This window comes from Peteryoungia ipomoeae (assembly GCF_004912165.1).
GTDB classification, from domain to species: domain Bacteria; phylum Pseudomonadota; class Alphaproteobacteria; order Rhizobiales; family Rhizobiaceae; genus Allorhizobium; species Allorhizobium ipomoeae.
Window position 1 is genome coordinate 435,719 of the sequence record NZ_STGV01000001.1, and the last position, 23,096, is coordinate 458,814.

At 61.2% G+C, this 23,096-nt stretch carries 23 protein-coding genes; 10 read left to right on the top strand and 13 right to left on the bottom strand.

All coding sequences use genetic code 11. The features are described from left to right. The first annotated feature begins 170 nt into the window (after positions 1-170). Positions 171-962: a DUF2189 domain-containing protein gene (locus tag FAA97_RS02045; RefSeq protein WP_136596858.1), complete on the top strand. Its 792-nt coding sequence runs from the start codon at positions 171-173 to the stop codon at positions 960-962. A gap of 57 nt (positions 963-1,019) precedes the next feature. Here FAA97_RS02045 and FAA97_RS02050 read toward each other — a convergent pair whose 3' ends face one another. The 5 genes from FAA97_RS02050 to rpe all read right to left on the bottom strand — a co-directional run bounded on the left by FAA97_RS02050 (position 1,020) and on the right by rpe (position 4,665). Continuing rightward, positions 1,020-1,304 carry a hypothetical protein gene (locus FAA97_RS02050; RefSeq protein ID WP_136596859.1) on the bottom strand — a complete coding sequence of 95 codons (285 nt, stop codon included), beginning with the start codon at positions 1,302-1,304 and terminating at the stop codon, positions 1,020-1,022. Positions 1,305-1,386: 82 nt separating this feature from the next. Then, positions 1,387-2,688 carry an adenylosuccinate lyase gene (purB, locus tag FAA97_RS02055; RefSeq protein ID WP_136596860.1) on the bottom strand — a complete coding sequence of 434 codons (1,302 nt, stop codon included), beginning with the start codon at positions 2,686-2,688 and terminating at the stop codon, positions 1,387-1,389. A gap of 61 nt (positions 2,689-2,749) precedes the next feature. Beyond that, positions 2,750-3,247 carry a hypothetical protein gene (locus tag FAA97_RS02060; protein WP_136596861.1) on the bottom strand — a complete coding sequence of 166 codons (498 nt, stop codon included), beginning with the start codon at positions 3,245-3,247 and terminating at the stop codon, positions 2,750-2,752. Between the two features lie 18 nt (positions 3,248-3,265). Further along, the gene (locus tag FAA97_RS02065) at positions 3,266-3,991 is read right to left on the bottom strand and encodes a DUF2259 domain-containing protein (protein WP_136596862.1); all 726 of its coding nucleotides are present in this window, start codon (positions 3,989-3,991) and stop codon (positions 3,266-3,268) included. Continuing rightward, positions 3,988-4,665 carry a ribulose-phosphate 3-epimerase gene (gene rpe, locus FAA97_RS02070; RefSeq protein WP_136596863.1) on the bottom strand — a complete coding sequence of 226 codons (678 nt, stop codon included), beginning with the start codon at positions 4,663-4,665 and terminating at the stop codon, positions 3,988-3,990. Before rpe ends, FAA97_RS02065 begins: the two co-directional genes overlap by 4 nt. Positions 4,666-4,865: 200 nt before the next feature. On the opposite strand from rpe, the gene FAA97_RS02075 reads away from it, so the two are divergent. Beyond that, positions 4,866-5,630 (top strand): SDR family NAD(P)-dependent oxidoreductase, encoded by a 765-nt coding sequence (locus tag FAA97_RS02075; RefSeq protein ID WP_136596864.1) that lies wholly within the window; start codon positions 4,866-4,868, stop codon positions 5,628-5,630. 5 nt (positions 5,631-5,635) lie between these two features. Here the strand turns inward: FAA97_RS02075 and FAA97_RS02080 are convergent, their stop codons facing one another. Continuing rightward, positions 5,636-6,712 carry an ABC transporter substrate-binding protein gene (locus FAA97_RS02080; RefSeq protein WP_136596865.1) on the bottom strand — a complete coding sequence of 359 codons (1,077 nt, stop codon included), beginning with the start codon at positions 6,710-6,712 and terminating at the stop codon, positions 5,636-5,638. A gap of 209 nt (positions 6,713-6,921) precedes the next feature. Here FAA97_RS02080 and FAA97_RS02085 point away from each other — a divergent pair, with 209 nt between their 5' ends. From FAA97_RS02085 to FAA97_RS02115, 7 genes are read left to right on the top strand one after another with little or no spacing between them, the layout of a single operon-like run. Then, entirely contained in the window at positions 6,922-7,371 is a 450-nt protein-coding gene (locus tag FAA97_RS02085) for a flavin reductase family protein (protein ID WP_136597683.1), read from the top strand. A gap of 26 nt (positions 7,372-7,397) precedes the next feature. After that, positions 7,398-8,330: an AAA family ATPase gene (locus tag FAA97_RS02090; protein WP_136596866.1), complete on the top strand. Its 933-nt coding sequence runs from the start codon at positions 7,398-7,400 to the stop codon at positions 8,328-8,330. 3 nt (positions 8,331-8,333) lie between these two features. Beyond that, positions 8,334-9,587 (top strand): vWA domain-containing protein, encoded by a 1,254-nt coding sequence (locus FAA97_RS02095; protein ID WP_136596867.1) that lies wholly within the window; start codon positions 8,334-8,336, stop codon positions 9,585-9,587. A gap of 1 nt (position 9,588) precedes the next feature. Continuing rightward, positions 9,589-9,915, top strand: coding sequence for an XdhC family protein (locus FAA97_RS02100; RefSeq protein WP_136596868.1), 327 nt, complete (start codon positions 9,589-9,591; stop codon positions 9,913-9,915). Then, positions 9,915-10,622, top strand: coding sequence for an XdhC family protein (locus tag FAA97_RS02105; protein ID WP_136596869.1), 708 nt, complete (start codon positions 9,915-9,917; stop codon positions 10,620-10,622). The genes FAA97_RS02100 and FAA97_RS02105 overlap by 1 nt, the downstream gene beginning before the upstream one ends. Next, complete coding sequence (locus tag FAA97_RS02110) at positions 10,619-12,241, top strand: NTP transferase domain-containing protein (RefSeq protein ID WP_136596870.1); 1,623 nt, start codon at positions 10,619-10,621, stop codon at positions 12,239-12,241. The genes FAA97_RS02105 and FAA97_RS02110 overlap by 4 nt, the downstream gene beginning before the upstream one ends. A 3-nt stretch (positions 12,242-12,244) precedes the next feature. Next, positions 12,245-12,625, top strand: coding sequence for a TfoX/Sxy family protein (locus FAA97_RS02115; protein ID WP_136596871.1), 381 nt, complete (start codon positions 12,245-12,247; stop codon positions 12,623-12,625). Between the two features lie 77 nt (positions 12,626-12,702). Here the strand turns inward: FAA97_RS02115 and FAA97_RS02120 are convergent, their stop codons facing one another. The 5 genes from FAA97_RS02120 to bcp form a co-directional block, all read right to left on the bottom strand. Beyond that, positions 12,703-13,116 carry an NUDIX domain-containing protein gene (locus FAA97_RS02120; RefSeq protein ID WP_136596872.1) on the bottom strand — a complete coding sequence of 138 codons (414 nt, stop codon included), beginning with the start codon at positions 13,114-13,116 and terminating at the stop codon, positions 12,703-12,705. A 5-nt stretch (positions 13,117-13,121) separates the two neighbouring features. After that, positions 13,122-14,618: a DEAD/DEAH box helicase gene (locus tag FAA97_RS02125; protein WP_136596873.1), complete on the bottom strand. Its 1,497-nt coding sequence runs from the start codon at positions 14,616-14,618 to the stop codon at positions 13,122-13,124. Positions 14,619-14,840: 222 nt separating this feature from the next. Continuing rightward, positions 14,841-16,148 (bottom strand): M23 family metallopeptidase, encoded by a 1,308-nt coding sequence (locus FAA97_RS02130; protein WP_136596874.1) that lies wholly within the window; start codon positions 16,146-16,148, stop codon positions 14,841-14,843. Between the two features lie 131 nt (positions 16,149-16,279). Beyond that, entirely contained in the window at positions 16,280-17,134 is an 855-nt protein-coding gene (locus FAA97_RS02135; protein WP_136596875.1) for a ferritin-like domain-containing protein, read from the bottom strand. Then, on the bottom strand, positions 17,134-17,601 hold the full coding sequence (gene bcp, locus FAA97_RS02140; RefSeq protein WP_136596876.1) for a thioredoxin-dependent thiol peroxidase: 468 nt from the start codon (positions 17,599-17,601) through the stop codon (positions 17,134-17,136). Before bcp ends, FAA97_RS02135 begins: the two co-directional genes overlap by 1 nt. A 122-nt stretch (positions 17,602-17,723) precedes the next feature. On the opposite strand from bcp, the gene FAA97_RS02145 reads away from it, so the two are divergent. Next, positions 17,724-21,131 carry a hypothetical protein gene (locus FAA97_RS02145; protein WP_136596877.1) on the top strand — a complete coding sequence of 1,136 codons (3,408 nt, stop codon included), beginning with the start codon at positions 17,724-17,726 and terminating at the stop codon, positions 21,129-21,131. A 51-nt stretch (positions 21,132-21,182) separates the two neighbouring features. Here FAA97_RS02145 and FAA97_RS02150 read toward each other — a convergent pair whose 3' ends face one another. Next, entirely contained in the window at positions 21,183-21,932 is a 750-nt protein-coding gene (locus FAA97_RS02150) for a cobalt-precorrin-6A reductase (RefSeq protein WP_136596878.1), read from the bottom strand. Continuing rightward, positions 21,922-23,055: a cobalt-precorrin-5B (C(1))-methyltransferase gene (locus tag FAA97_RS02155; RefSeq protein WP_136596879.1), complete on the bottom strand. Its 1,134-nt coding sequence runs from the start codon at positions 23,053-23,055 to the stop codon at positions 21,922-21,924. The genes FAA97_RS02150 and FAA97_RS02155 overlap by 11 nt, the downstream gene beginning before the upstream one ends. Positions 23,056-23,096: the final 41 nt, after the last annotated feature.

A 23,096-nucleotide genomic window follows, 5' to 3' on the forward strand; every position in this document is an offset into this window, starting at 1 on the left:
ACACCTGGGGAAATTTCTGCTATCATGACGTGTCTCGGTCTTTGGCCGAAGCGTTGGACAGACAGACGTCGGCATTTCCGACATTGCCGTTCCAACCTGGGCAGGCGCGCAAGCGCTGCTTCGCATTTCACTTTAAGGCCTGTGAATACACGCTTGAGGAGGAAGTGAGAATGTCGACATTCCATGTCATGACAAGTGGTTCGGGTACAATCGAACATCCGGAAATCCGCCGCATCGGTCTCTCCGATGTGACGGGTGCCCTACGAGAAGGATTTGAAGACTTTCGCGAGAGGCCATCGCACTACGCCTTCTTTGCCCTGATTTATCCAATCGCCGGCGTGCTGATGGTCGCCTGGAGTGCCGGAATGGCGCTTCTGCCGATGGTCTATCCGCTGCTGACCGGTTTCGCGTTGCTTGGACCACTTCTGGCCTTGGCCCTGATGGACGTCAGCCGGCGCAGAGAGTATGGGCAGCCCAGCGAATGGTCGCAGGTCTTGGGTCTCTTCAGATCGCCCTCGATGCCGGCGCTTCTGATGATGAGCCTCTATCTCGTCACGCTTTTCATGCTCTGGCTTGTCATATCGCGGGCGCTTTATCTGTCCTTCATCGGTGACTATCCGGCACCCGGCATCTTCGCCTTCTTCAACGATGTGCTTGGGCATCCCAATGCCGCGGCCTTCCTGATCTGGAGCAACGGCCTCGGCTTCCTGCTGGCCTTGACGGCTCTTGTGATCAGCATCGTCGCATTCCCGATGCTGTTGGATCGCGATTGCGGTGCGGCGTCCGCCGTCGCGACTTCGGTGCGGGCAAGCCTTGCCAATCCGCTGCCGGTTGCCGCCTGGGGGCTGATGGTCGCAGCCCTGCTCGCCATCGGCATGGCGACCTTGATGGTCGGACTTGTGGTCATTGTGCCGGTGCTCGGTCATGCCACCTGGCACTTCTATCGCCGGCTGGTGGTTTAGGCGGTCTTTCGCCGAAACGCGGATGCAGCGACTGCCTGGCTGGAGGCGCTGATGCCTTCAGCCGGTCAGAAACAGAAGCGCTGAACCTGCTGCAAGCGCGAAGGAGAGACGTCGTTCTGCAGTGGAGCGCGTGGAGGCGGCGACGAAACCTTGAGACGCGAGTGCAAGAACCAGGGCGAGGCCAGCAATGACGGCCCGGTTTCCGGCGCTTTCGATCTGTGCTGTCTCAATGCTGGCGTCCATGCCGTGCATCCAGTCATATTCAGAGCCGCGGACCAGCAACTGGACGAGAATCGCGACTGCGCAAATGCAATGCGCAATCCATAGTGAGACCTTCGTCATGGTTTGCCTCGTTCCGCCACATCAAAAAAGCGCCTCAGGCGGGACCGCTTGAGGCGCTTCGATACTGTCATTTGTTGCGCAATCAACCGAAGACGCGCTTGAAGATCGTGTCGACATGTTTGGTGTGATAACCAAGGTCGAATTTTTCGCGGATATCGTCTTCGGAGAGGGCTGCGCGCACTTCTTCATCGCCGAGCAGTTCTTCAAGGAAGTCAGCGCCCTTCTCCCAGACCTTCATCGCATTGCGCTGGACGAGGCGATAGCTGTCTTCGCGGGAAACGCCAGCCTGGGTGAGAGCCAGCAGAACGCGCTGGCTCATGACCAGGCCCTTGAACTTGTTCATGTTCTTCAACATGTTCTCGGGATAGATCACGAGCTTCTCGATGACGCCGGCGAGACGGTTCAGCGCGAAGTCGAGGGTGATTGTGGTATCCGGGCCGATGGCGCGCTCGACGCTGGAATGGCTGATGTCGCGCTCGTGCCAGAGCGCGACGTTCTCCAGCGCCGGTGTCACCGACATGCGCACCAGACGGGCAAGGCCGGTCAGGTTTTCGGTCAGCACCGGATTGCGCTTGTGCGGCATGGCGGACGAGCCCTTCTGGCCCGGCGAGAAAAATTCTTCCGCTTCCAGAACTTCCGTGCGCTGCATGTGGCGGATTTCGATCGCAACGTTTTCGATCGAGGAGGCGATGACGCCGAGCGTGGCGAAGAACATCGCATGGCGGTCACGCGGAATGACTTGGGTCGAGATCGGCTCGGGCACGAGGCCCAGTTTCTCGCAGACATGCTCTTCGACGCGCGGGTCGATATTGGCGAAGGTGCCGACGGCACCGGAAATAGCACCGGTCGCGACTTCTGCGCGGGCATTGACGAGGCGGTCACGGTTGCGGGCCATCTCGGCATAGAAACGGGCGAAGGTCAGGCCCATCGTCGTCGGCTCGGCATGAATACCGTGGCTGCGGCCGATGCGGACCGTATCCTTATGCTCGAAGGCGCGGGACTTCAGGGCCGCGAGAACGCGGTCCATATCGGCGATCAGAATGTCGGCGGCGCGGACCAGCTGGATGTTGAGCGTCGTGTCGAGCACGTCGGAGGAGGTCATGCCCTGGTGGACGAAACGCGAGTCAGGACCGATGAATTCGGCAAGATGTGTCAGGAAGGCGATCACGTCGTGCTTGGTGACCGCCTCGATTTCATCGATGCGGGCGACGTCGAATTCAGCAGGGCCGCCCTTTTCCCAGATGGTGCGGGCGGATTCCTTCGGGATCACGCCGAGATCGGCGAGTGCGTCGCAGGCATGGGCCTCGATCTCGAACCAGATGCGGAACTTGGTTTCGGGGGACCAGATGGCGACCATTTCCGGCCGGGAGTAACGCGGGATCATCGGGCTCGTCTTTCGTTGGACTGAAAATCTGGGCACCCCTTAGCAAAGTGGGGCGGCAAGCTCAACGGCTGCGACGGGCCATGGCGACACCGAGGCCGAAAAGCAGGAGCAAGCCCACCGGCAGAAAGTGTCTGAGACCCGTGACGGCGAACTGATAGGCGGCAGAAGCGCCGGTGAAAATCTGCTGATAGATCCAGACCCGGGTGAAGGCTGGAGCATGCCAATGGGCGTAGAAGATCCGGTAATGCACTGCAAAGAGGGCCGCCGTGGCGGCAAGCGTCGAGAGCCCGAGGATGAGAAGCCATGCGGATAGCACGACCGAGGGCGCTCGACTGCGGGTGATGACATGGATGAGGGGGAGGGCAATCAGCCAGCCCAAAAAGCCGCCTGCCGCATAGAGCATGGCGAGCGCCCCATTGTGACTGCCCATGTCGCGGCCAAGGACCAGAACCGACGCCAGGAGGCTTATCGCCATCGCAAGCCCCCAGGCCAGAGCGCCGACGATCAGACGGCGCGGCGCAATTAGGGCGGCGGGCAGGCGCGGTTTTGGTCGCGTCATCGGCATTCTGGCATGCCCTCAAGGTCTGATCGGGATGGCGATCCAGCGTATGTCATTGCCTTCGAAGCCGAGCGAGGCGACTTGCACCATGACGATATGCGGCGCTTTCGTCCGGTAGCCGGGTGTGACGACGCCACCAATCGCATAATTGCTGGGGCAGCGTCGGCTTTCGGGGATGCGCTTGTCCTCGTAGACAGTTCGCGCCGTCTCAGGGCTGTCATCGGCAGCGATCAGGAGGCGAAAGCCTTGAACGGCGATCCCCCAGCGCTTGCAGTCTTCCGGACCGTCCATTGAGACTGTTTCAAGGCGCAGTCTGCGCACGCTTTCGTCGATGTAGAGGCTCGGTACGGGCTGGTAGCGCAGCGCCTTCGGTTCCTCGACCAGTTCGCTGACCGGGTTGTAGGCCGCAAGATATCCCGGATCGTCACCAATGCCGAGTGTCTTGAAGAGGGGATCGATCTCCAGCGCGGCCTTGCGCCTCGCTTCCCCTAGACTGGCCTTCTCATCTCTGATGCGTGTTTCGACAGGACTCCCCGGAACGAATGAGTCTGTCTTGGTATCGACGATATAGATGGTTGCGTAAGGGAAACCGCTGCCATCCTGTTCGCCGAATTCCTCATAGGCGAAATAGCGGCCGTCCGCGGAAAAGCCGTGTGGGCGCATCTCGGCCACATCACCGGCTTGCGCCGTCGGGACACAGAGCAGAGCGGCGACAGTTGTCGCGATCAGCCGGGACAGGTTCACGCCCGGCCCTCCTCAGCGGCGGCCATGAGTGCTGCAACGGTCTTGCGATAGTCTTCCACACCCTTGCCCTTGTAGATGGCCGAGCCTGCCACCAGAACATTGGCGCCGGCCCTCGTGATCTCGGCTGCATTGGCCGCCGTCACGCCGCCGTCGACTTCAAGATCGATGGGCCGGTTGCCAATCAGCGCGCGTGCGGCGCGGATCTTGTCGGTCATCGCCGGAATATAGGCCTGGCCGCCAAAGCCCGGATTGACACTCATGATCAGCAAGAGATCAATGTCATCCATGACATGCTCCAGCACCGAAAGCGGTGTGGCGGGATTGAGCGATACGCCGGCCTTCTTGCCCAGGGCGCGGATCGTCTGGAGCGAGCGGTGAAGATGTGGGCCGGCTTCGGCATGCACGGTGATGATGTCACAGCCCGCATCGGCAAAGGCTGCGAGATAGGGGTCGGCGGGTGCAATCATCAGGTGGCAGTCGAAGACGGCCTTTGTCCAGGGCCGCAGCGCCTTGATAACCGCCGGGCCGAACGAGATGTTCGGCACGAAATGCCCATCCATGACGTCAAGATGCACCCACTGGGCACCCGCTTCCACGACATCGGCAACTTCCTGGCCAAGGCGGGAGAAATCGGCAGCCAGGATCGAGGGAGAAAGGGTCAGCGGGCGGTTCATCTGTGTTCCTCTTGGCGCAGTGTGGGGTGCGGTCGGGGCGCGACGTCTAGCGGTTGTCGCAGCCGATACCAGCTAGCCTCTGCGCATAGCACCGGCTGTAGTGAGCGGCAACCGTACGATGGAAGCATCCGGATGCCTTGACGGCGGATAGTCCGCGGGGCATCCCAGACAACCATATTGGTCTGGAGGAGGCTGTTAGAATGTCAAAATTTGCAATCATCACCGGCGGCAGTTCCGGCATTGGTCGGCATCTTGTCTGCGCCTTTGCCAAGGCAGGCTATGCAGTGGCCTTCACCCATCTTGGCCAAGCGGAAGCCGCCGGAGAGGTCGAGGCCGAAGCCGCTGCCGCAGGCGGCCGAGCGATCGGCCGGGAATGCGAAGTGGCGAATGCAGCAGCGATCGAGCGGTTCCTCGATGAGGCGATCGACTTTGCCGGCAGAGTACCGGATGTGCTCGTCAACAATGCCGGCATCCAGACCTGGTCTCCGCTTCTTGAGCTTAGCGAGGAACGCTGGGACGCCGTCATCAACACCAATCTCAAGGGGACTTTTCTCAACACGCAGCTGGTCGCACGTCGCATGGTGGCTGCCCGTACCGTGGGCTCGATCATCAATCTTGGATCCGGCTGCAACAAGCTCGCCTTTCCGAAACTCGTGGATTACACGGCGTCGAAAGGCGGTATCGAACAGTTCACCAAGGTCTCTGCAGTCGAGCTCGGCCCCCACGGTATCCGCGTCAATTGCGTGGCGCCGGGAGCCATTCTGACGGCCCGCACGCTGGTCGAAGCACCCGACTATGCCAAGACCTGGGGCGAGGTGACACCGTTGCGCCGCGTCGGAACGCCTGAGGATCTCGCCGGGCCGATCCTGTTTCTGGCGGGCGAACAATCCGCTTTCGTCACCGGGCAAACGATCTGGGTCGATGGTGGCGTGTTCACCCAGGCCTTCTGGCCATATCGGGATTGATCGGCTCAAGGAGCGGGTGGCACAACGGGTACGAAATTTGTCCCGTCCCACTCCATGAGCTGGAAGGGATTTTTTGCCAGCTCGCGATCGCTGCCAAAGCGCAGGGTGCCAAGCGCTGTTTCGAAATCGGTTTCAACCAGGGTTTCTGGCAGGGACAGGCCCATGGCCGAGGAAATGCCGAGGGCATCGGCAATCAGGGTGACCGCCGCATGCGCAGGCAATACGTAGCCTTCCGCCGAAATCCGCGCCTCGCTCAAGGCTTTCGTCACCTCCACTGCGGCGGCGCCAAAGGGCTTTTCGGGCAGCGTGACGGCACGCACGCCGTTCTTCAGCGGCACAGGGTCGTTCGGAGCGTGCATGTTGTCACCGCCGAGGAACTGCATCGCACCTGCCTCCTCGACGGCATCGCGGGCTATGATGGCGATATCGTTCCGATCGCCGCCGACTAAGACCCGGCTGGCGCCTGCCGCTTTCAATCGTCGCACAAGTGCAATCTGGTTTTCCTGCCCGGGGCGGAATGTGTCGATGAACACGGGCTTCAACCCCCGCGCTTCGAGCGCAAGCCGCACGGCTTCCGTCAATTCCCGGCCTCGGATCGTCCCATCCTCGATAAGCGCAATGGCTTCGGCCTTCCAGTCCCTGAGAATGATCTCGGTCAGTTTCTCCGGTTCGGCATCGCTGTTGGGTGCCAGCCGGAAAAACGGCCAGCCATTCTTCAGTGCATCCTCCATCAGGACCTTGCCACGGACAGAGAGGGTGATGGCCGGGATCTTGGCCTCGGCCAGGAGGGGTAGTCCGCCCACCAGGCTTTCACTGCACAGGAAGCCGACTGCCGCGCGCGCACCGGTCTTTTTGATCTGGTCTGCAAGCACGGGGCCGCTGCCTTCCGTGCAGGGCTCGTGGATCTCTACCAGGTTGAGCGAAAGGCCCTTTGCAGCGAGTGCAGCTCCTTGGCGCACCTGATTGCCGAGCGTTTCAAAATTGCCAGACTTGGGCGCGACAATGGCCAGCGTCACCTGTTGTGCACTGGCGGTTGCCGGGACAAGGCCCGTCAGCAGTAACGCCAGCATCAATCGTTTCATCAAGCATCCCCGGATTATCGCCCCAATCCTATCTGAAAGCGCAGAGGATTGGAAAGACTTGACTTCCACCGCGCGCCGAGGCGTTGCAATTCCGCTGTTCGTTGTGGAAAAGGTAATCGTTGCCGGCCATAGTCGCCCGGTCGATACCCCGCCGAAAGGAAAACGCATTGGTCTCGCAGCCCCTGGATTCGGTCCTCTACCGCGAGGGTATGAGTCGTTACGCCGGTCATGTCCAGATCGTCACAACGGAAATGAATGGTGTGCGGCGTGGCGTGACCATTACGGCGGCTTGTTCTGTTTCCGATGATCCGCCGATGGTGCTTGTCTGCCTCAACAACAGCAATGCAAACAACGCAGTGTTCTTTGCCTCGGGCCATTTCGTGCTCAATACGCTTGGCAAACGTCATGAAGCGCTTGCCTCCGCATTTGCTGGATTTCGCGGATTGAGCGGCGATGAGCGATTCGCGCTTGCCGAATGGCAGGTCGCAGCGACGGGCTCGCCCGTTCTTTCCGATGCGCTCGTCGCCTTTGACTGCCGCGTTGTCGATCAGAAGGTGACCAATACGCACACCATCCTGTTTGGCCAGGTCGAAGCGATACATTTTGGCGAGAAGGACCCGGCCCTCCTCTATCTGGACCGGGCCTTTCACACGCTGTAAGCTCTGCTCCAAAGCGGGGAGGAGACATGACGGAGACCGCGCCGAAGACCTTGCCCCAGTCAATCGATGGCGTGATCGAGCTTCTGGGAACGGAAAACTATCTGGCTGGCCGGCCGCTTGCGACGGTCGTATTTCTGGCTTTGAAGATGCAGCGTCCGCTTTTTCTGGAGGGGGAGGCCGGTGTCGGCAAGACCGAGGTCGCCAAGGTGCTGGCCAAGGCGCTGGGGCGCCCCTTGATCCGCCTCCAATGCTATGAAGGTCTCGATATCGCGTCTGCCGTCTATGAGTGGAACTATGCGGCCCAGATGCTCGAAATCCGCCTCTCCGAAGCTGCGGGTATTTCGGATCGGGCGCGGCTGAATGCCGATATCTATTCCGAGCGCTTCCTTATTCGTCGTCCCGTGCTTGAAGCGCTGCATGGCGAAGCGGGGGCAGCACCGGTTTTCCTGATCGATGAACTCGACCGGACGGACGAGGCGTTCGAAGCCTTTCTGCTGGAAATCCTCTCTGACTTTCAGGTCACCATCCCGGAATTCGGCACCGTCAAGGCGGCAGCGCCGCCGATCGTCATCGTCACCAGCAACCGGACCCGCGAAGTGCATGATGCACTGCGTCGTCGCTGTCTCTATCACTGGGTCGATTATCCCAGCGCCGCGGATGAACTGGCAATCATCCGGCGCAAGGTTCCGCGGGCCTCCGTGCAGCTCTCCCGCCAAATCGTGTCCTTCGTCCAGCGGCTGCGGACCGTTGATCTCTTCAAAAACCCCGGTATTGCCGAGACGCTGGATTGGGCAACTGCCGTCACCGAACTCGATCGGCTGGCGCTCGATCCGGAAACGATTTCCGACACGCTTGGCACGCTTCTCAAGTATCAGGAGGATATTGCCCGGATGCAGGGCGGCGAGGGGACGAAGATCCTGTCCGAGGTCAAGGCCGAGCTTCTGGCTCAGGAGGCTTGAGGCATGGAAACGGTGGCAGGCCCTTCGGTTGCAACCACCGCTCCGGTTTCCGCAGGCGGGCATCTGGCCGACAATATCGTCTATTTCGCGCGTGTGCTAAGACGCGCAGGCCTCAATCCCGGGCCAGGCGCGGTCATCGATGCCGTCGAGGCGATTGATGCCATCGGCATCGGCTCCAGGGCCGAGTTCCACGCGGCGCTCTCTGCCGTCTTCGTGAAGCGGCACGAAGATCAACCGGTGTTCGATGAGGCTTTTTCCCTCTTTTGGCGGTCCCGCGATCTTGTCGGTAAGATGATCGCATTGATGTCTCCGGTTGCTGCCATTGGCGAGCGGCAAAAGGCAAAGGCAGGCACGGCGCGTGTGTCGGATGCGCTCTTCGCCGCGCGTTCCGCCGAAGCGGAGGAGAGGCGCGAACCCGATGTCGAGTTCGATGCGACGCTCACCGTCTCCGAACGGGAGGTGTTGCGCCAGATGGATTTCGGGCAGATGGGTGCGGACGAACTTGCCGCGGCGCGCATTGCTATCCGCCGGATGGTCATGCCGCAGGATCTTGTGAAAACGCGGCGATACCAGCCTTCGAGAGACCAGCGCCAGTTGGATCCGAAGGCAACGTTTCGCCAGGCCTTGCGCTTTGGCGGCGATCTCGTGCTTCCGAAGTTTCGCAGACCGCAGTTGCGTCCGCCGCCGCTTGTCGTTCTTGCCGATATATCCGGCTCGATGAGCCAGTATAGCCGGATCTTCCTGCATTTTCTCCACGCGCTGACCGAACGTCGCCAGAGGGTGCATACCTTTCTCTTCGGTACGCGACTGACCAATGTGACGCGCGCGCTTCGCCACCGTGATCCCGACGAGGCTGTCGAAAGATGCGCCGGGGCTGTCGCCGATTGGTCAGGCGGCACGCGCATCGGCGAGGCTTTGAAAGCCTTCAACCATGATTGGGGTCGTCGGGTGCTCGGTCAGGGTGCGGTCGTCGTTTTGATCACGGACGGGCTGGAGCGGGATGATACGGCGCTGCTCTCCGAGGAAACTGCGCGCCTTCACCGCTCGTGCCGGCGTCTGATCTGGCTCAATCCGCTCCTGCGCTTTTCGGGTTTCGAGGCGCGGGCACGGGGTGTTCAGGCCATGCTGCCCCATGTTGACGAATTGCGGGGTGTGCACAACCTGCAAGCCTTGTCGGATCTCGTGGAGGCGCTTTCGCGCCCGGTGGATCGATCTGTCGATCCCAGGCGTTACACGATTGGCATGGGGAGGAACTGATATGCAGGACACAATTGGCGACGACCCGCTCGGCATTGCGGAAGCCTGGCGCCAGCAAGGTCGCGCGGTGGCGATCGCGACCGTGGTCGAAACCTGGGGCTCTGCCCCACGCCCTGTCGGCAGCCATCTGGTGATCGATTCCGAGGGCCACTTCGAAGGGTCGGTATCGGGCGGCTGCGTCGAAGGCGAGGTGATTTCACAGGCGCTGGATGTGTTGGAGACGGGCGCTGCCAGGATGCTTGAATTCGGCGTTGCGGATGAGACCGCCTGGCGCGTCGGACTGTCCTGCGGTGGGCAGATCCGCGTCTATGTCGAGAGGATCGACTGATGCGACTCGATCATCTTGAGGCGCTCAATGCGGCGCGCCGGTCTCGCATTGCCGTTGCCACCGTCACCGATCTTGAGACCGGCGCGGTTGAACGCATGCGCGCCGACGAGCCGCAGTCAGGTGCTCTGCGGAAGCATCTGTCGGAAATGTTTCAGAGCGGCAAGTCCGGCATGGTCGTGCTTGATGGCCGCTCATGGTTCGTCAATGTCTATCTGCCGGCGCCGCGACTGGTCATCATCGGTGCCGTGCATATCAGCCAGGTGCTGGCTCCGATGGCCGCCATGGCCAATTTTTCCGTGACGATCATCGATCCCCGCACGGCCTTTGCCACGCCCGAGCGTTTTGCCGGTGTCGAACTCTTGCCCGAGTGGCCGGATGAAGCCTTGAAGCAGAGGCCACTTGATGCGCATTCGGCGCTGGTCGCAGTCACCCATGATCCTAAGATCGACGACCCCGCCCTTCTCGCCGCTTTCGGCGCCAGATGTTTTTACATCGGCGCACTCGGCAGCCGCAAAACCCATGCAGCCCGTGTCAGTCGCCTGACGGCTGCCGGCATCAGCGCAACCGATATTGCCCTGATATCGGCCCCTATTGGGCTTGATATCGGCGCGGCCAATCCGCCTGAGATCGCCGTCGCGATCCTTGCCGATGTCATCCGGCATATGCGTCAGCGGGAGGTAATCGAGCGGGAGGTTGCCGGCGCATGATCTTTGGAACCGTTCCCGTGCGCGAGGCGGAGGGCGTCATCCTCGCACATGCGATGGTCTTGCCGGATGGAAAACTGCCAAAGGGGCACCGCCTGCTGATGGCTGACATCGACCGGCTTGTGGGCGAGGGGATCACCGATGTCATCGGTGTTCGGTTGTCCGCCGACGACCTGACGGAAGACGAGGCCGCAGGAAGGCTTGCTTCAGGATTTTCAGCCGTCGGTGTTGAACAGGGGCCAGCCTCCACCGGTCGCGTCAATTTCCATGCATCGACCAACGGGGTCTTTCAGGTCGAGGCCGCTCACGTCAACGCGTTCAACAGGGTTGATCCTGCCATTACGCTCGCGACACTGAGGGACCGCCAAGCCGTCCGGACAGGCGATCTCGTCGCCACGTTGAAGATCATTCCGCTTGCGGCGGCAGCACGATCGGTGGAGGCGGCGGCGGCGGTGGTCGGGAACCATAACGTGTTCAAGGTCGCAGCCTATCGTCCAAGACCCGTCAGTCTGATTGCCACGACCTTACCATCGCTTCGTGCAAGCGTGATGGACAAGACACGGCGGATCACGGAGACGCGCCTCTCCGCCGCTGGATGTCGCATCAATTGGGAGCACCGGGTTGTGCATACGACGGCCGCTGTTGCCGACGCGCTGCAACGGGCTGCTCTGCAGGCGCCCGCGTCTCTGATCATCGTCTTCGGAGCGAGCGCGGTCTGTGATGAGGCGGATGTCATTCCGGAAGCCATCCGGCAGGCCGGCGGCACGGTCGAGCGGGTGGGGCTGCCGGTCGATCCCGGCAATCTTCTGGTGCTCGGCCGTCTCGGCCAATCGCATGTCATCGGCGCGCCAGGCTGTGCGCGTTCCCCTAAGGAGAATGGTTTCGACTGGATCCTGGCGCGCCTGCTGACCGGCGAGGAGCCGACCTCAGATGATCTCGCCGGTCTCGGGGTTGGCGGGCTACTGATGGAGATCCCCACCCGTCCCCAGCCGCGCATGGCAACACCGGAGCCACCCGCAAGGCCAAGGCTTGCTGCCCTCATCCTTGCGGCAGGCAAGGCAAGCCGCATGAGCGGTCAGCACAAGCTGCTTGCCGAATTTGAAGGTGTTCCCTTGATCCGCCGTGTTGCCCTATCCGCCATCGAGGCCGGAATGGATGCGGTCTCGGTTGTGACCGGGCATCGCGCGGATGAAATCGAGCGGGCCTTGCAGGGATTGCCCGTCACCATCGATCACAATCCGGATTTTGCCAGTGGGATGGCAAGTTCGCTGATCACCGGCATGCAGTCGTCCGCGGTGGCGGATGCGCAAGGGGTGGCGGTCATACTCGCCGACATGCCAGGCATCGATGCCGACGGCCTCAGACGCTTACGGACAGCTTTCGATGCAAGCGACGGGGGTGCTATCGTGCGAGCCACATCGGCGGGCAAGCGCGGCAATCCCGTCATCCTGCCGCAATCCACATTCGAAAGCCTGCTTGCCCTGAAGGGTGATATCGGGGCAAGAGCCGTTATCGAGACCTCGGAACTGGAGATCATCGATGTCGATCTTGGCCCGGCGGCGCATCTAGATGTCGACACGCCGGACGCGGTGCTCGCCGCTGGCGGGGTCTTGAGGGATTGAGCCATGGATGCGGTCGAGATCGAGGAGATGTTTGCAAGCCTTGGGCACGTGCAGATCAAACGCATGTTCGGCGGCAAGGGCATCTATTGCGAAGGCGCGATCATAGCGATCGATCTCTTTGGAGAGGTTATGCTCAAGGCCGACGAAATGAGCTCTCCCGCATTTGCCGAGGCCGGTGGGCGGCAGTGGGTTTACCAGCGCGAGGGCAAGTCGCCTGTTGCCATGCCCTATTGGACGATCCCGGAAACGGCCTATGACGACCCGGATGAAATGGCACACTGGGTCCGGCTCGCCAACGATGCAGGTCAGCGTGCCGGGGTTGCCAAGCCAAAGAAGCCAAAGCGGGGCGCCCGGGAGCGGTCGCTTGACGATATCACCCCTTAGCTTCCACGCGAGGAGACTTCCGTCCCGAAATGGCGGCTACCGGTGGCGAAGCAAGAATGCCGGCGATGAGGCGGCTGCTAATCGATTTTCAAGTGCGGCAGGATTGCGCGCGTGAAAGCCGAGAGCGGTTGAGGCAGCGCGTCTAGTGAAAACCAGCCGAAGTCACTCAGCTTGTCGGGTTCTGTGAGACGCGGCTCACCGGTGATGTCGCTGGTCTTGTAGAGGAGGGAGACCCAGTGCTGCTGGTCCGCGGCAATGATCTGTTCGGTTACCTGGACAAAATCGACCGCGCCGATCGTCAGTCCGGTTTCTTCTTCCGCTTCACGGCGGGCCGCCTGTTCGGCAGCCTCCATGTGGTCGACCTTGCCACCGACAATGTTCCAGTGCCCTGCCTCCGGCGCCTTGAGGCGCCGGTAAAGCAATAGCTTGTTGTCCCTGAGGATGGCGAGGCCAACCCCGACACCGGGAAAATCGACGCCGGGTGCCGCCATTCCGGTCAGATCTTCGCGTTGGCGACGATCAGCATGAAGGCGGGGATGTCATCGCCGAAGCCAACGGGGGTCGGGCCGTCATCATCGTCGCGCCGGCGACGGCGCTCGCGGTGATCGTCATTGGCGGGGTAGGGGCGTCCCTGGTGGCGGCCACCCTGCGGTTTGCGGTGCTCGACCCTCTGGTTTTCCACTGCCACGCTTTCTGTCCTTGCTGTTTCCGGTGCTTCTTGGACTGCCACTGCTTCCGCAGTATCCTCGCGGCGCGTGTCAGGCTTGTGACTGCGCGACTTGCCGCGACCACCACGATCGCGATCGCGGCCCTTGCCACGGCCGCGCTGCGGCTCGTCACTCTCCGCCGGTGCCGGCAGAGCGCTGACGTCGCCATCCAGCCAGTCGATCTTCTTGTCGATCAGCTTTTCGATGGCGTCGAGGAACTTGGTGTCGCTGCGCGTGACCAGCGTGAAAGCGGCCCCCGAGCGGCCGGCACGGCCTGTACGACCGATGCGGTGGACATAGTCTTCCGCATGGATCGGGACGTCGAAGTTGAAGACATGGCTGACATCGGGGATGTCGAGGCCGCGAGCTGCAACGTCCGAAGCGACAAGCAGTGTGATCGCATTGGCCTTGAAGTTTGCCAGCATCGTGGTGCGCGAGCGCTGGTCCATGTCGCCATGGAGAGCACCAACGGAGAAGCCATGACGGTCGAGCGAGCGGAAGAGGTCGGCCACATCCTTCTTGCGGTTGCAGAAGATGATCGCATTCTTCAGGTCGTCCTGGGCGCGAATGAGGTCGCGCAGTTTCGAGCGCTTCTCGTAATCCTTGTTGTGGCAGGCAACGAGACGCTGCGTAACCGTCTTTGCCGTCGAAGATGGCGGTGCCACCTCGATGCGCGTCGGGTTCTGCAGGAACTGGTCGGCAAGCTTCTGGATTTCCGGCGGCATGGTGGCCGAAAAGAACAGTGTCTGCCGGGTGAACGGGATCATCTTGGCGATGCGCTCGATATCGGGAATGAAGCCCATGTCGAGCATGCGGTCGGCTTCGTCGATGACGAGGATCTCGACGCCGGTCATCAGAAGTTTGCCGCGTTCGCAATGATCGAGCAGACGACCTGGCGTGCAGATCAGGACGTCTGCGCCCCGCTCAAGCTTGCGGTCCTGTTCGTCGAAGGACACGCCACCAATCAGAAGCGCAACATTGAGCTTGTGGTTCTTGCCGTATTTCTCGAAATTCTCGGCGACCTGCGCTGCCAGTTCGCGCGTCGGCTCGAGGATCAGCGTGCGCGGCATGCGGGCGCGGGCGCGGCCCTTTTCCAGAAGCGTCAGCATGGGAAGAACGAAGGAAGCCGTCTTGCCCGTGCCGGTCTGCGCGATGCCAAGAATGTCGCGGCGTTCAAGCGCCGGCGGGATGGCACCTGCCTGGATCGGGGTAGGGGTATTGTAGCCGGCGTCGGTGACGGCTGAGAGGACTTTCTGGCTCAAGCCAAGATCAGCAAAAGTGGTCAAAGGGAAATAGTTTCCGTTCCTGTTCAAGCGAACATCGTGATGGCGGTTCCAACTGAACCGTATTGGTTGCGCCGAATAGTGGCAAACCATCTGAAAGTCAAGGAAACGGGCGGGATCAACAGAGGAAAGGATTAACAATGCTCTTTCAGATTAGCAAACCGGCAATAAAACTTCGCGCCAGCTGATCCAAGGGCAGGTTTTGAGAAAGTGCCCCGGCAGAAATCAATGAATGAGCGGTTCAAGTTTCAGCCCGGCATTCAGGAAGCGGATGGGATCAACTGCGTCTCCGTTCCGGCGTACTTCATAGTGAAGATGCGGTCCGGTCGAGCGCCCGGTCGAGCCTGAAAGGCCGATGAGGTCGCCGGTCTCAAGCGTGTCTCCGGTTTTGACGAGAACGCGGGAGAGGTGGCCGTAGCGGGTCGTCAATCCATTGCCGTGGTCAATCTCGACCATGATGCCGTAACCACCGGCGGGGCCGGCGCTGACGACCTGGCCTGTGCCGGTCGAGCGAATCTCGGACCCGGTGGGCGCTCGAAAATCGATGCCTGCATGCATGGCAAGACCACCGAAGAACGGATCGGGGCGATTGCCGAAGCGGCTGGTGATTTCATGGCCCGGGGCCGGATTGGCAAAGGGAAGGCGGCGTGCCGTGTCGCGTGCCTTTTCCAGCCGTACCAGGCTTGCATCGAGTGCGTTGAGCGAGGCGTTGAAATCCTGCTCGGCACGCGGGGCGAGATAGGGGCCGCCGATGGCTTCCGTCGGTTCTTGTGCATCCGTCTCGGCTGCCGCAAGGACGACCCCCTGACGGTCGAGAATCGAAGCGATTTCATCCGCTGTCTTTGCAGCGCCTGTCGTCAGCAAGACGATCCGTTCGATCTGCTCGGCCTCGATCTCCTTTAAAGACAGCGTCATGTGCGAAAACAGGCGGTCGGCGCGGTCTGCGACATTGTCGCTGGTCATCGGTGTGTAGCCAAGCGCCAGCGATGTCGTTGCGGCAGGCGCAACAGCGGGCTTCTTGTCGCCAAGAAGGGTGGCAAAGGCACTCGACGCCTCGGTGGTCGCGCGGGCTTCGTCCAATGCGTCTTCATAGGGCTTGTCAGCGGGCAGGGGACCGTCGGACGGCAGTTTCGGCTGTGTGCTCACCCCGTCAAGCAGCGCCCCTATCCGGCCCTGCCGGGAGGTCAATGCCAGCTGCTGCTCCAGGAGTTTCTCAACCTTTTCCTCGACCACCTGCTGATCCAGCAGCTGCCTTGACGTCACCCGGTCGACCTGCGCGCGAAGTGCCGCAATCCGATCTTCGTATTCATGCTGCATGCGCGCCTGGCGCGCCATGGTTGCGCCGATCAGATTGTCGCGCAGAACCAGATAGGTGGTGGCTCCGAGATAGCCGATGGTCATGACGCCGAGAAAACAGGCACCGAGCGCCATCATCCAGGGGCGAACCGTCATGTGGCGAACCTTGTCGCCGCTCGCAAGGATGATCATGTGCTGCTGGCGCCGTTTACCGAACACCTGATTTTTGGCGGTCATGGCTATTTCCGTCCCTCAAGATCCGGCTACCGGGGTTTGACCCTGCTGCCGAACAGACTCGTGTCGCCGGTGTGGTTTCACGGTCCACAATATGTCCCTGTTAGGGTTAATGAAGGGTTAGATGACGGAAATTACTTGGTGTTTGCTGAGTAGTTCTTGGCAGAAAGCGTTCGGTAGAAGGAAGGCGTCAAGCCGGCTTCAGCGCGTGCAATATCGTTGAAGGGTGCTTTCAGCTGACCGCGAAAATTTGCCCGGACCAGATCTTGAAACGCTTTGGCCGGATCGCGCTTTTCGCGGGCGCAGAGGAAGCGGAACCATTTGGCTCCCACCGCGACATGACCCTTCTCATCCTCATAGATGACCTTCAGCACATCGGCACTTTCGAGGTCGCCGGTTTCGCGCATCTTCTCCTGCAAGGCCGGTGTCACATCAAGTCCGCGGGCCTCCAGGATCAGGGGTACCACGGCCAGCCGCGCCGTCAGGTCGTTGCGGGTGGAATGCGCCGCTTGCCACAGGCCGTCATGCGCCGGCAGGTCGCCATAGTCGGCGCCGAGTGCCCTCAGTCGGTCGCGAACGAGAAGGAAATGTTTTGCCTCCTCGAAGGCAACTTTCATCCAGCCGTCGAAAAAGGACTGCGGCACGGGTTCTGTCGCGAATCGCGCCACGATGTCGAGGGCAAGATCAACGGCGTTGAGTTCAATATGCGCCAGTGCGTGCAGGAGGGCGATGCGCCCCGGCAGCGTATGCAGAGAGCGCTTTTCGACAGCTTTTGGAGGGACTAGGTCGGGCTTGGCAGGTCGCCCGGGACGGTCCGGCAGCGGGGGATCAAGCGGCGATCGCAGCGACAGCCGGCGGTCGTGCCACCGCCTTGCCGTTTCCTGGGCCAATCTCGTCTTGCGGTCGAGATCCGCACTCGCAATCGCCAGGGTCGCGCCCTGACGGAGCGAGTGCACCTCAGATGGATCGGTCACAGGGCTGTCAGCCATCACAGAACCTTGGCGGCCTCAAGCACGGCCTGCGCATGGCCGGGAACCTTTACCTTGGGCCATATCGCCGCAATCTTGCCCGAGGCATCGATCAGGACGGTTGTACGCTCCACGCCCATATAGGTTTTGCCGTACATGCTTTTTTCCTTCCAGACGCCATAGGTCTGCAGAACCGACTTCTCCTCGTCGGAGGCCAGCGTAACGGAGAGAGCGTGTTTGGCTGCGAACTTGTCGTGGCTCTTTACCGAATCGGGCGAGATGCCGATGACGGCTACGCCTGCGGCTGAAAACTGATCGGCAAGCGTTGTGAAGTCTTTGGCCTCAGTCGTGCAGCCGCTTGTGTCGTCTTTCGGGTAGAAGAATAGGACAACCGATTTTCCCTTGAGATCTGAAAGCGTTACGCTGCCGCCGCCGTTTGCGGGCAGGGTGAAATCCGGTGCGCTTTTGCCGATTGAGATTTCAGTCATGGGATAACCTTTCTTTTGCCCGTTTTGTGCGTGTATCTAAGCGCTATCGATATATAGTCCGCTCGAAGGTCGACCAGAGCGACTTGATAGCGGCATCGATCAGCGGAGACAATCACCAGGACATGTCGGAGATCCGGGGCGAAAAGCTGCGCTTTCGCAAGCGGGATATCGTTCCGCTGCACGCTTTGCCGTCTGCACAGGCCGAAGACCCCCTCATCGTGCACTGCCCGCCACCAAAGCGATCGGTTGCGCGACGCTTGGTGCGGGTTCTGGCTGGTTTTGTCGGTCTTTGGCTCGTCGTCATTCTCGGGGTCTATACGGTCGTTGAAAGCGGGGCGCTCGATTCGTCGCTTGCCGCCCGGGCAACGGCAGCGCTGAACGATGCGGTCGGTCCCGATCTGAGGGCCGATGTCGGCTCTGCCGCGATCCGTTTTTCCAACGGTTTCGAAGTCGCGGTCGAAGCGCAGAACGTTCGTCTGTTTGATTCGGTCAAGCAGCAGCAGATCGCCTTGACGCAATCCGTGCGGATCATCCTCGATCCCTTTGCACTTCTCGGCGGTCGCGTCGCGATCCGCGAGGTGGCGAGCGACGGCATCATGCTCGATGCGCGCCTTCTTCCGGCGCGCGAACCGATGGATATGTCCGAATTTCGCATCGATGCAATTCCTGTGGGTTTTGAAACGGCATTCGCGGAACTCGAGCGCATTCAGGGAATCATCGAACGCGGCGGATTGGATCGAATCAGGCTTGGCGGGCTGGAGATCGCAACCACCAGCGTCAGCGGTCGGCCGCTCGTCCTGGGTATTGACGACGTGGCACTGGAACGTGCTGAGGATGGAGCCCTATCGATCTTCGGCGCCATTTCCGTCAACGGCGAGCAGACCGAATTGACGGCCCTGACCACTGTAGTGGATGGCAAGCCGCAAGCCTTGACCATGCGGATCGAAGATTTCCGCGTGACGCCCTTCCTGCTGCGGCGCTCCAGCGTTGGCGAGGCGCGGCAGGGGATCGATGGATCGGCCGAATTTCTGCTGAACGCCAAGCGCGCAGCCGAGGGCGTTCCACCGTCCCTCGGGCTTGCGATCAATGTGCGCGATGCAACCTTCTATTCGGATGGCCAGGACCAGTCGCTGGATGAGGCGACGCTCAATCTTCAATACGATTTTTCCAAGCGAACGATCGAGCTTGCCCAATCGCAGGCACGCTTGGGCGAGGTGACATTGCCGGTCACCGGTGGGCTGATCGACCTCGACCGTCTGCCTGAGGGCAAGTCCTATCCGAAGGGGTTCGGCATCGACCTCGTGGTTGCCGAGGGCCGCGCCAATGTGCCTGCTGCCAACGAGCCGCCGGTTCCGTTCTTCATGAAGGCTTATGGCCGCTATCTGCCGGCCGACAAGCGGCTGCAGCTCGATCAGCTGGATGTCTCGGCCCCCGGTGGCGGGATGAAGGGCAAGCTTGCCATGCGCTTCGGCGGCACTGGTCCGGAAGTGCGCTTCAACGCGGTCTTCGAGGAAATTGAGACGACCGTTGTCAAACAGCTTTGGCCCTACTGGATTGCCGACAAGCCGCGCAAATGGGTGTTGGGCAATCTTTTCGGTGGTCGCGTTCCCAGGGGCACGGTCGATGTCTTCATTCCGCAGAATCGCCTCAGCATCGATCCGCAGCCTGTGCGTCTCGACGAAAACGAATTGAAGATCGGGTTTGACGTTGAGGACGCTCGCATCAACGTCACGGGCGAGATCGCACCGCTGCGCGATGTCTACGGACGCTTTGATATGTCGGGCGGCAAGATCGATGTCGCTGTCCGCTCTGCCGGCTCCTATTTCCCGTCGGGCCGAACCGTCCTTCTGGAGAACAGTGCATTCGCGATCGCCAATGCCTATGACAAGCCGCTGATGGCCGACATGGACCTCAATCTGGCCGGGAGTGCGGATTCCGTTGCCGAGCTGATTTCCTTCCGCCCGATTGGCGCCCTGCAGCGCACGGGCTTCAAGGTTGACGATTTTGCCGGCAAGGTCACTGGAAACGTCAAACTTCGTCTAGGCCTCATCGCCGATCAATCGCCGCCGCCACCGGTATGGACTGCAGCCGCAGCACTGGAGAATGTCGATATCCTGAAGCCCTTTGACGGACGCGAGGTTCGTGCCTTCAACGGCAAGATCGATGTCGATCCGGCGCTTGCGCGCATTGAGGGCGAGGCCAAGGTGGCGGATGTGCCGATGAACATCCGGATGGTGGAACCCGTCGATAAGGAGGCCGGCGTCAAAAGCGAGCGTGTCGTCTCGGCGAAGCTCGACAATGCGGCCCGCGAAAAACTGGTGCCAGGCATCGGGGACCTGATCGAGGGTCCGATTGCCGTCGAGCTGACGCGGCTGGACGATCAAAAACAGGCCGTCAGCGTCGATCTGCGCAATGCAAATCTGACCTTTCCCTGGGTTGGCTGGTCCAAGGGGCAGAGCATCGGTGCGAAGGCGACCTTCGAACTCAGTTCTGTCGACGGGACCCAGCGGATCGACAAGTTCGAACTAGACGGTGAAGGTTTTGGCATCAAGGGCGACCTCGTACTCAACAAGGACGGGCTGCAGTCGGCCAATTTCGGCCGGGTCCGCCTCAGTCCGGAAGACGATGTCGCCATCAAGATCAGTCAGCAGAAGGGGCGCTACAATGTAACGGCCACCGGCGCCTCGTTCGATGCGCGCTCCCTGATCTCAAGCCTGAAGACCCCATCGCCCTCCGGGGGCAAGAAGGGGTCTTCGACGGCGTTGCGTCTTGAGGCGCAGCTCGACAGGGTCATCGGCTTCGGTGGCGAGGTGCTGTCGGGGGCTTCCCTGATCTATAGCGGCAAGGGAAGCCGCATTTCGCTTCTGGATTTCTCAGGCGTCACTGGTCGTGGGCAGGCGCTGGTCGCCAAATTGCGCACCGAGGATGAAAAGCGGCAACTGACGATGACCAGCAGCGATGCCGGTGCTGTGGTTCGGTTCATCGACGTCTACAACAGGCTCTCGGGTGGTCTTGCAAATCTCAAGATGACCGAAGTGAGAGAGGGCGCCTGGGCCGGCGGCTTCGACATGCGCAATTTCAGTGTCGACAATGAAGAGCGCCTTCAATCCATCGTCTCAACGCCCGCCGGTGCGAATGGCCAGAGCCTGAATACGGCGGTTAAACGCGATATCGATGTGCGCTCGGCACGCTTCCAGCGAGCCTTTGCCAGGCTCGCCGTCGTTGATGGTTCCCTCAGCGTGGAAAACGGGATTGTGCGCGGCGAGCAGGTCGGCGCAAGCTTCCAGGGGATCATTCGCGATCCCAAGGGGCGGATTGACCTGACCGGTACCTTCATGCCGGCCTATGGCTTGAATCGCTTGTTTGGAGAGCTGCCGGTCATCGGCCTCATTCTCGGCAATGGGCGCGATCGTGGTCTGCTCGGAATCACGTTCAAGCTGACAGGCCCCACCGCCAAGCCCAATCTTGTGATCAATCCCTTGTCGATCATTGCACCAGGCGTTTTCCGCCAGGTGTTCGAATTCCGTTGATGAGCGCCGGCCTAGAGCATTTCCGGTGAATACAGGTTCACCTGATATGCTCTATCTTTTTGATTTTGCCGCATTGTCCGACACCGAAGCGGTCCCGCTTCGGCTGGAATTGCTTAAGGGGCGCTCGATCATGACCACGGGTAGTGACAGCATGCGTGCAGCCTCAAGCTTGGCATAACCGGCTGTTCCACCGGAATTGCGGCAAACGAGATGTGTTATGCCGTGGGCCTCGAAAAGGGCCTTTTCGGTGTCCGCGGCCTGTGCGGGTTTGCCAATCACCCATTGCCAGCGGCTATCTGTGGATGGCTCGATCGGTGGATCGACGACGCGCAGAATGAAATGGCAATCCTCTCGAGAGCGGAACAGGGCCACATGCTGCCGGCCAAGCGCCAGGAAGGCGCGTGCCCCGGCGGGCAAGAGCGCCGCCGCTGCTGCCTCGTCGGCCACCTTAAGCCAGGTTTCGCCCTGTTCGGCCTGCCAGGGCGCGCGCGTAACCGTCTTGAGAGGAATGCCGGATTGCTGTGCCGCCAGCACCGCATTCTCGCTGATCGTCTTCGCAAAGGGATGCGTGGCGTCGATGAGGAGGTCGATGCCTTCCTCTTTCAGATAGCGGGCCAGCCCCTTCGCACCGCCGAAGCCCCCGATCCGATGGCGTCCAGGCGGCAGGGTTGGCGCCTCTGTCCGACCGGCAAGCGCGGTGATGACGTCGTTGCCCTTGGCGATCTCGTCTCTGGCGATGTTGAGCGCCTGGGCCGTGCCGCCGAGGATCAGGATGCGCTTCTGCCCGGCGTCAGTGCTCATGAGCAATGATCTTCCCGGCGCGATCGGTGATGACAATGTCGACCGTGATGGGCGCGTCTCGCAGGATCTCGCGAACGATCCGCAAGGCCTCACGTGCGACGGAGGGGGCAAGGTTTACGCCATTTTCGCGAGCAATTGAAAAGGCTTCCAGTGATGTGTTCGAGCTTCGGATTAAGTTCAGGACAGGCTCCTCCAACTCCCTGCACACTGGCAAGTCTGCCAGAAAGCCCAAATCCACCTGACTGCGGGACGAATGGAGATCGAGCGCACCCTGCGCCAGTTTGGTCAGCTTGGCAAAGCCGCCGGCGATGGTCAGGCGCGCTACGGGGTGCTGACGCAGATATTTGAGCAGGCCGCCGGCAAAATCGCCCATGTCGAGAAGGGCAATCTCGGGCAGGTCATAAAGGGCCTGGGCTGCCTTTTCCGAGGTCGATCCAGTGGCGCCAAGCACATGCGTCAGACCCGCCGCTCGTGCCACGTCGATCCCTCGGTGGATGGAATGGATCCAGGCCGCACAGGAGAATGGATTGACAATGCCGGTCGTGCCGAGAATCGACAGCCCCCCGACAATGCCAAGCCGCGGATTCCAGGTCTGCGCTGCGAGCGCAGCGCCACCGGGTACGGAAATGGTGACCTCGATATCGGGGCTGACGCCGGAAGCGTGACAGACAGTCTCCACGACGTCGCGCATCATCTGGCGGGGAACGGGATTGATGGCCGGCTCGCCAACGCCGATCGGCAGTCCGGCGCGGGTGACGGTGCCGACACCATCTCCCGCCCTGAAGACAAGGCCGCTGCCGGGCGGGCCGCGGCGGACCGTTGAGACGACTGTCGCGCCATGGGTCACGTCGGGATCGTCGCCGGCATCCTTGACGATCCCGGCTGTGGCAAAGTCGCCGCCCAGGTCGTGGTGTGCGAGCGCAAAAGCCGGTGTTTCACCGCGTGGCAGGGTGATGCTGACGGGATCGGGGAAGTCCCCGGTGAAAAGAGCCGATAGTGCCGCTTTTGTTGCCGCGGTTGCACAGGCACCGGTCGTCCAGCCTTTCCGTAAGGGGGCCCCTTCCGGCTTGTCGATCCGTTCGGGCTGTCCCGTTTTGCTATCAGGATTTTCAACGTCGCGCATGGCATGCTTATAGGCGAGCACGGAGGATCGCGGAAGCCGGC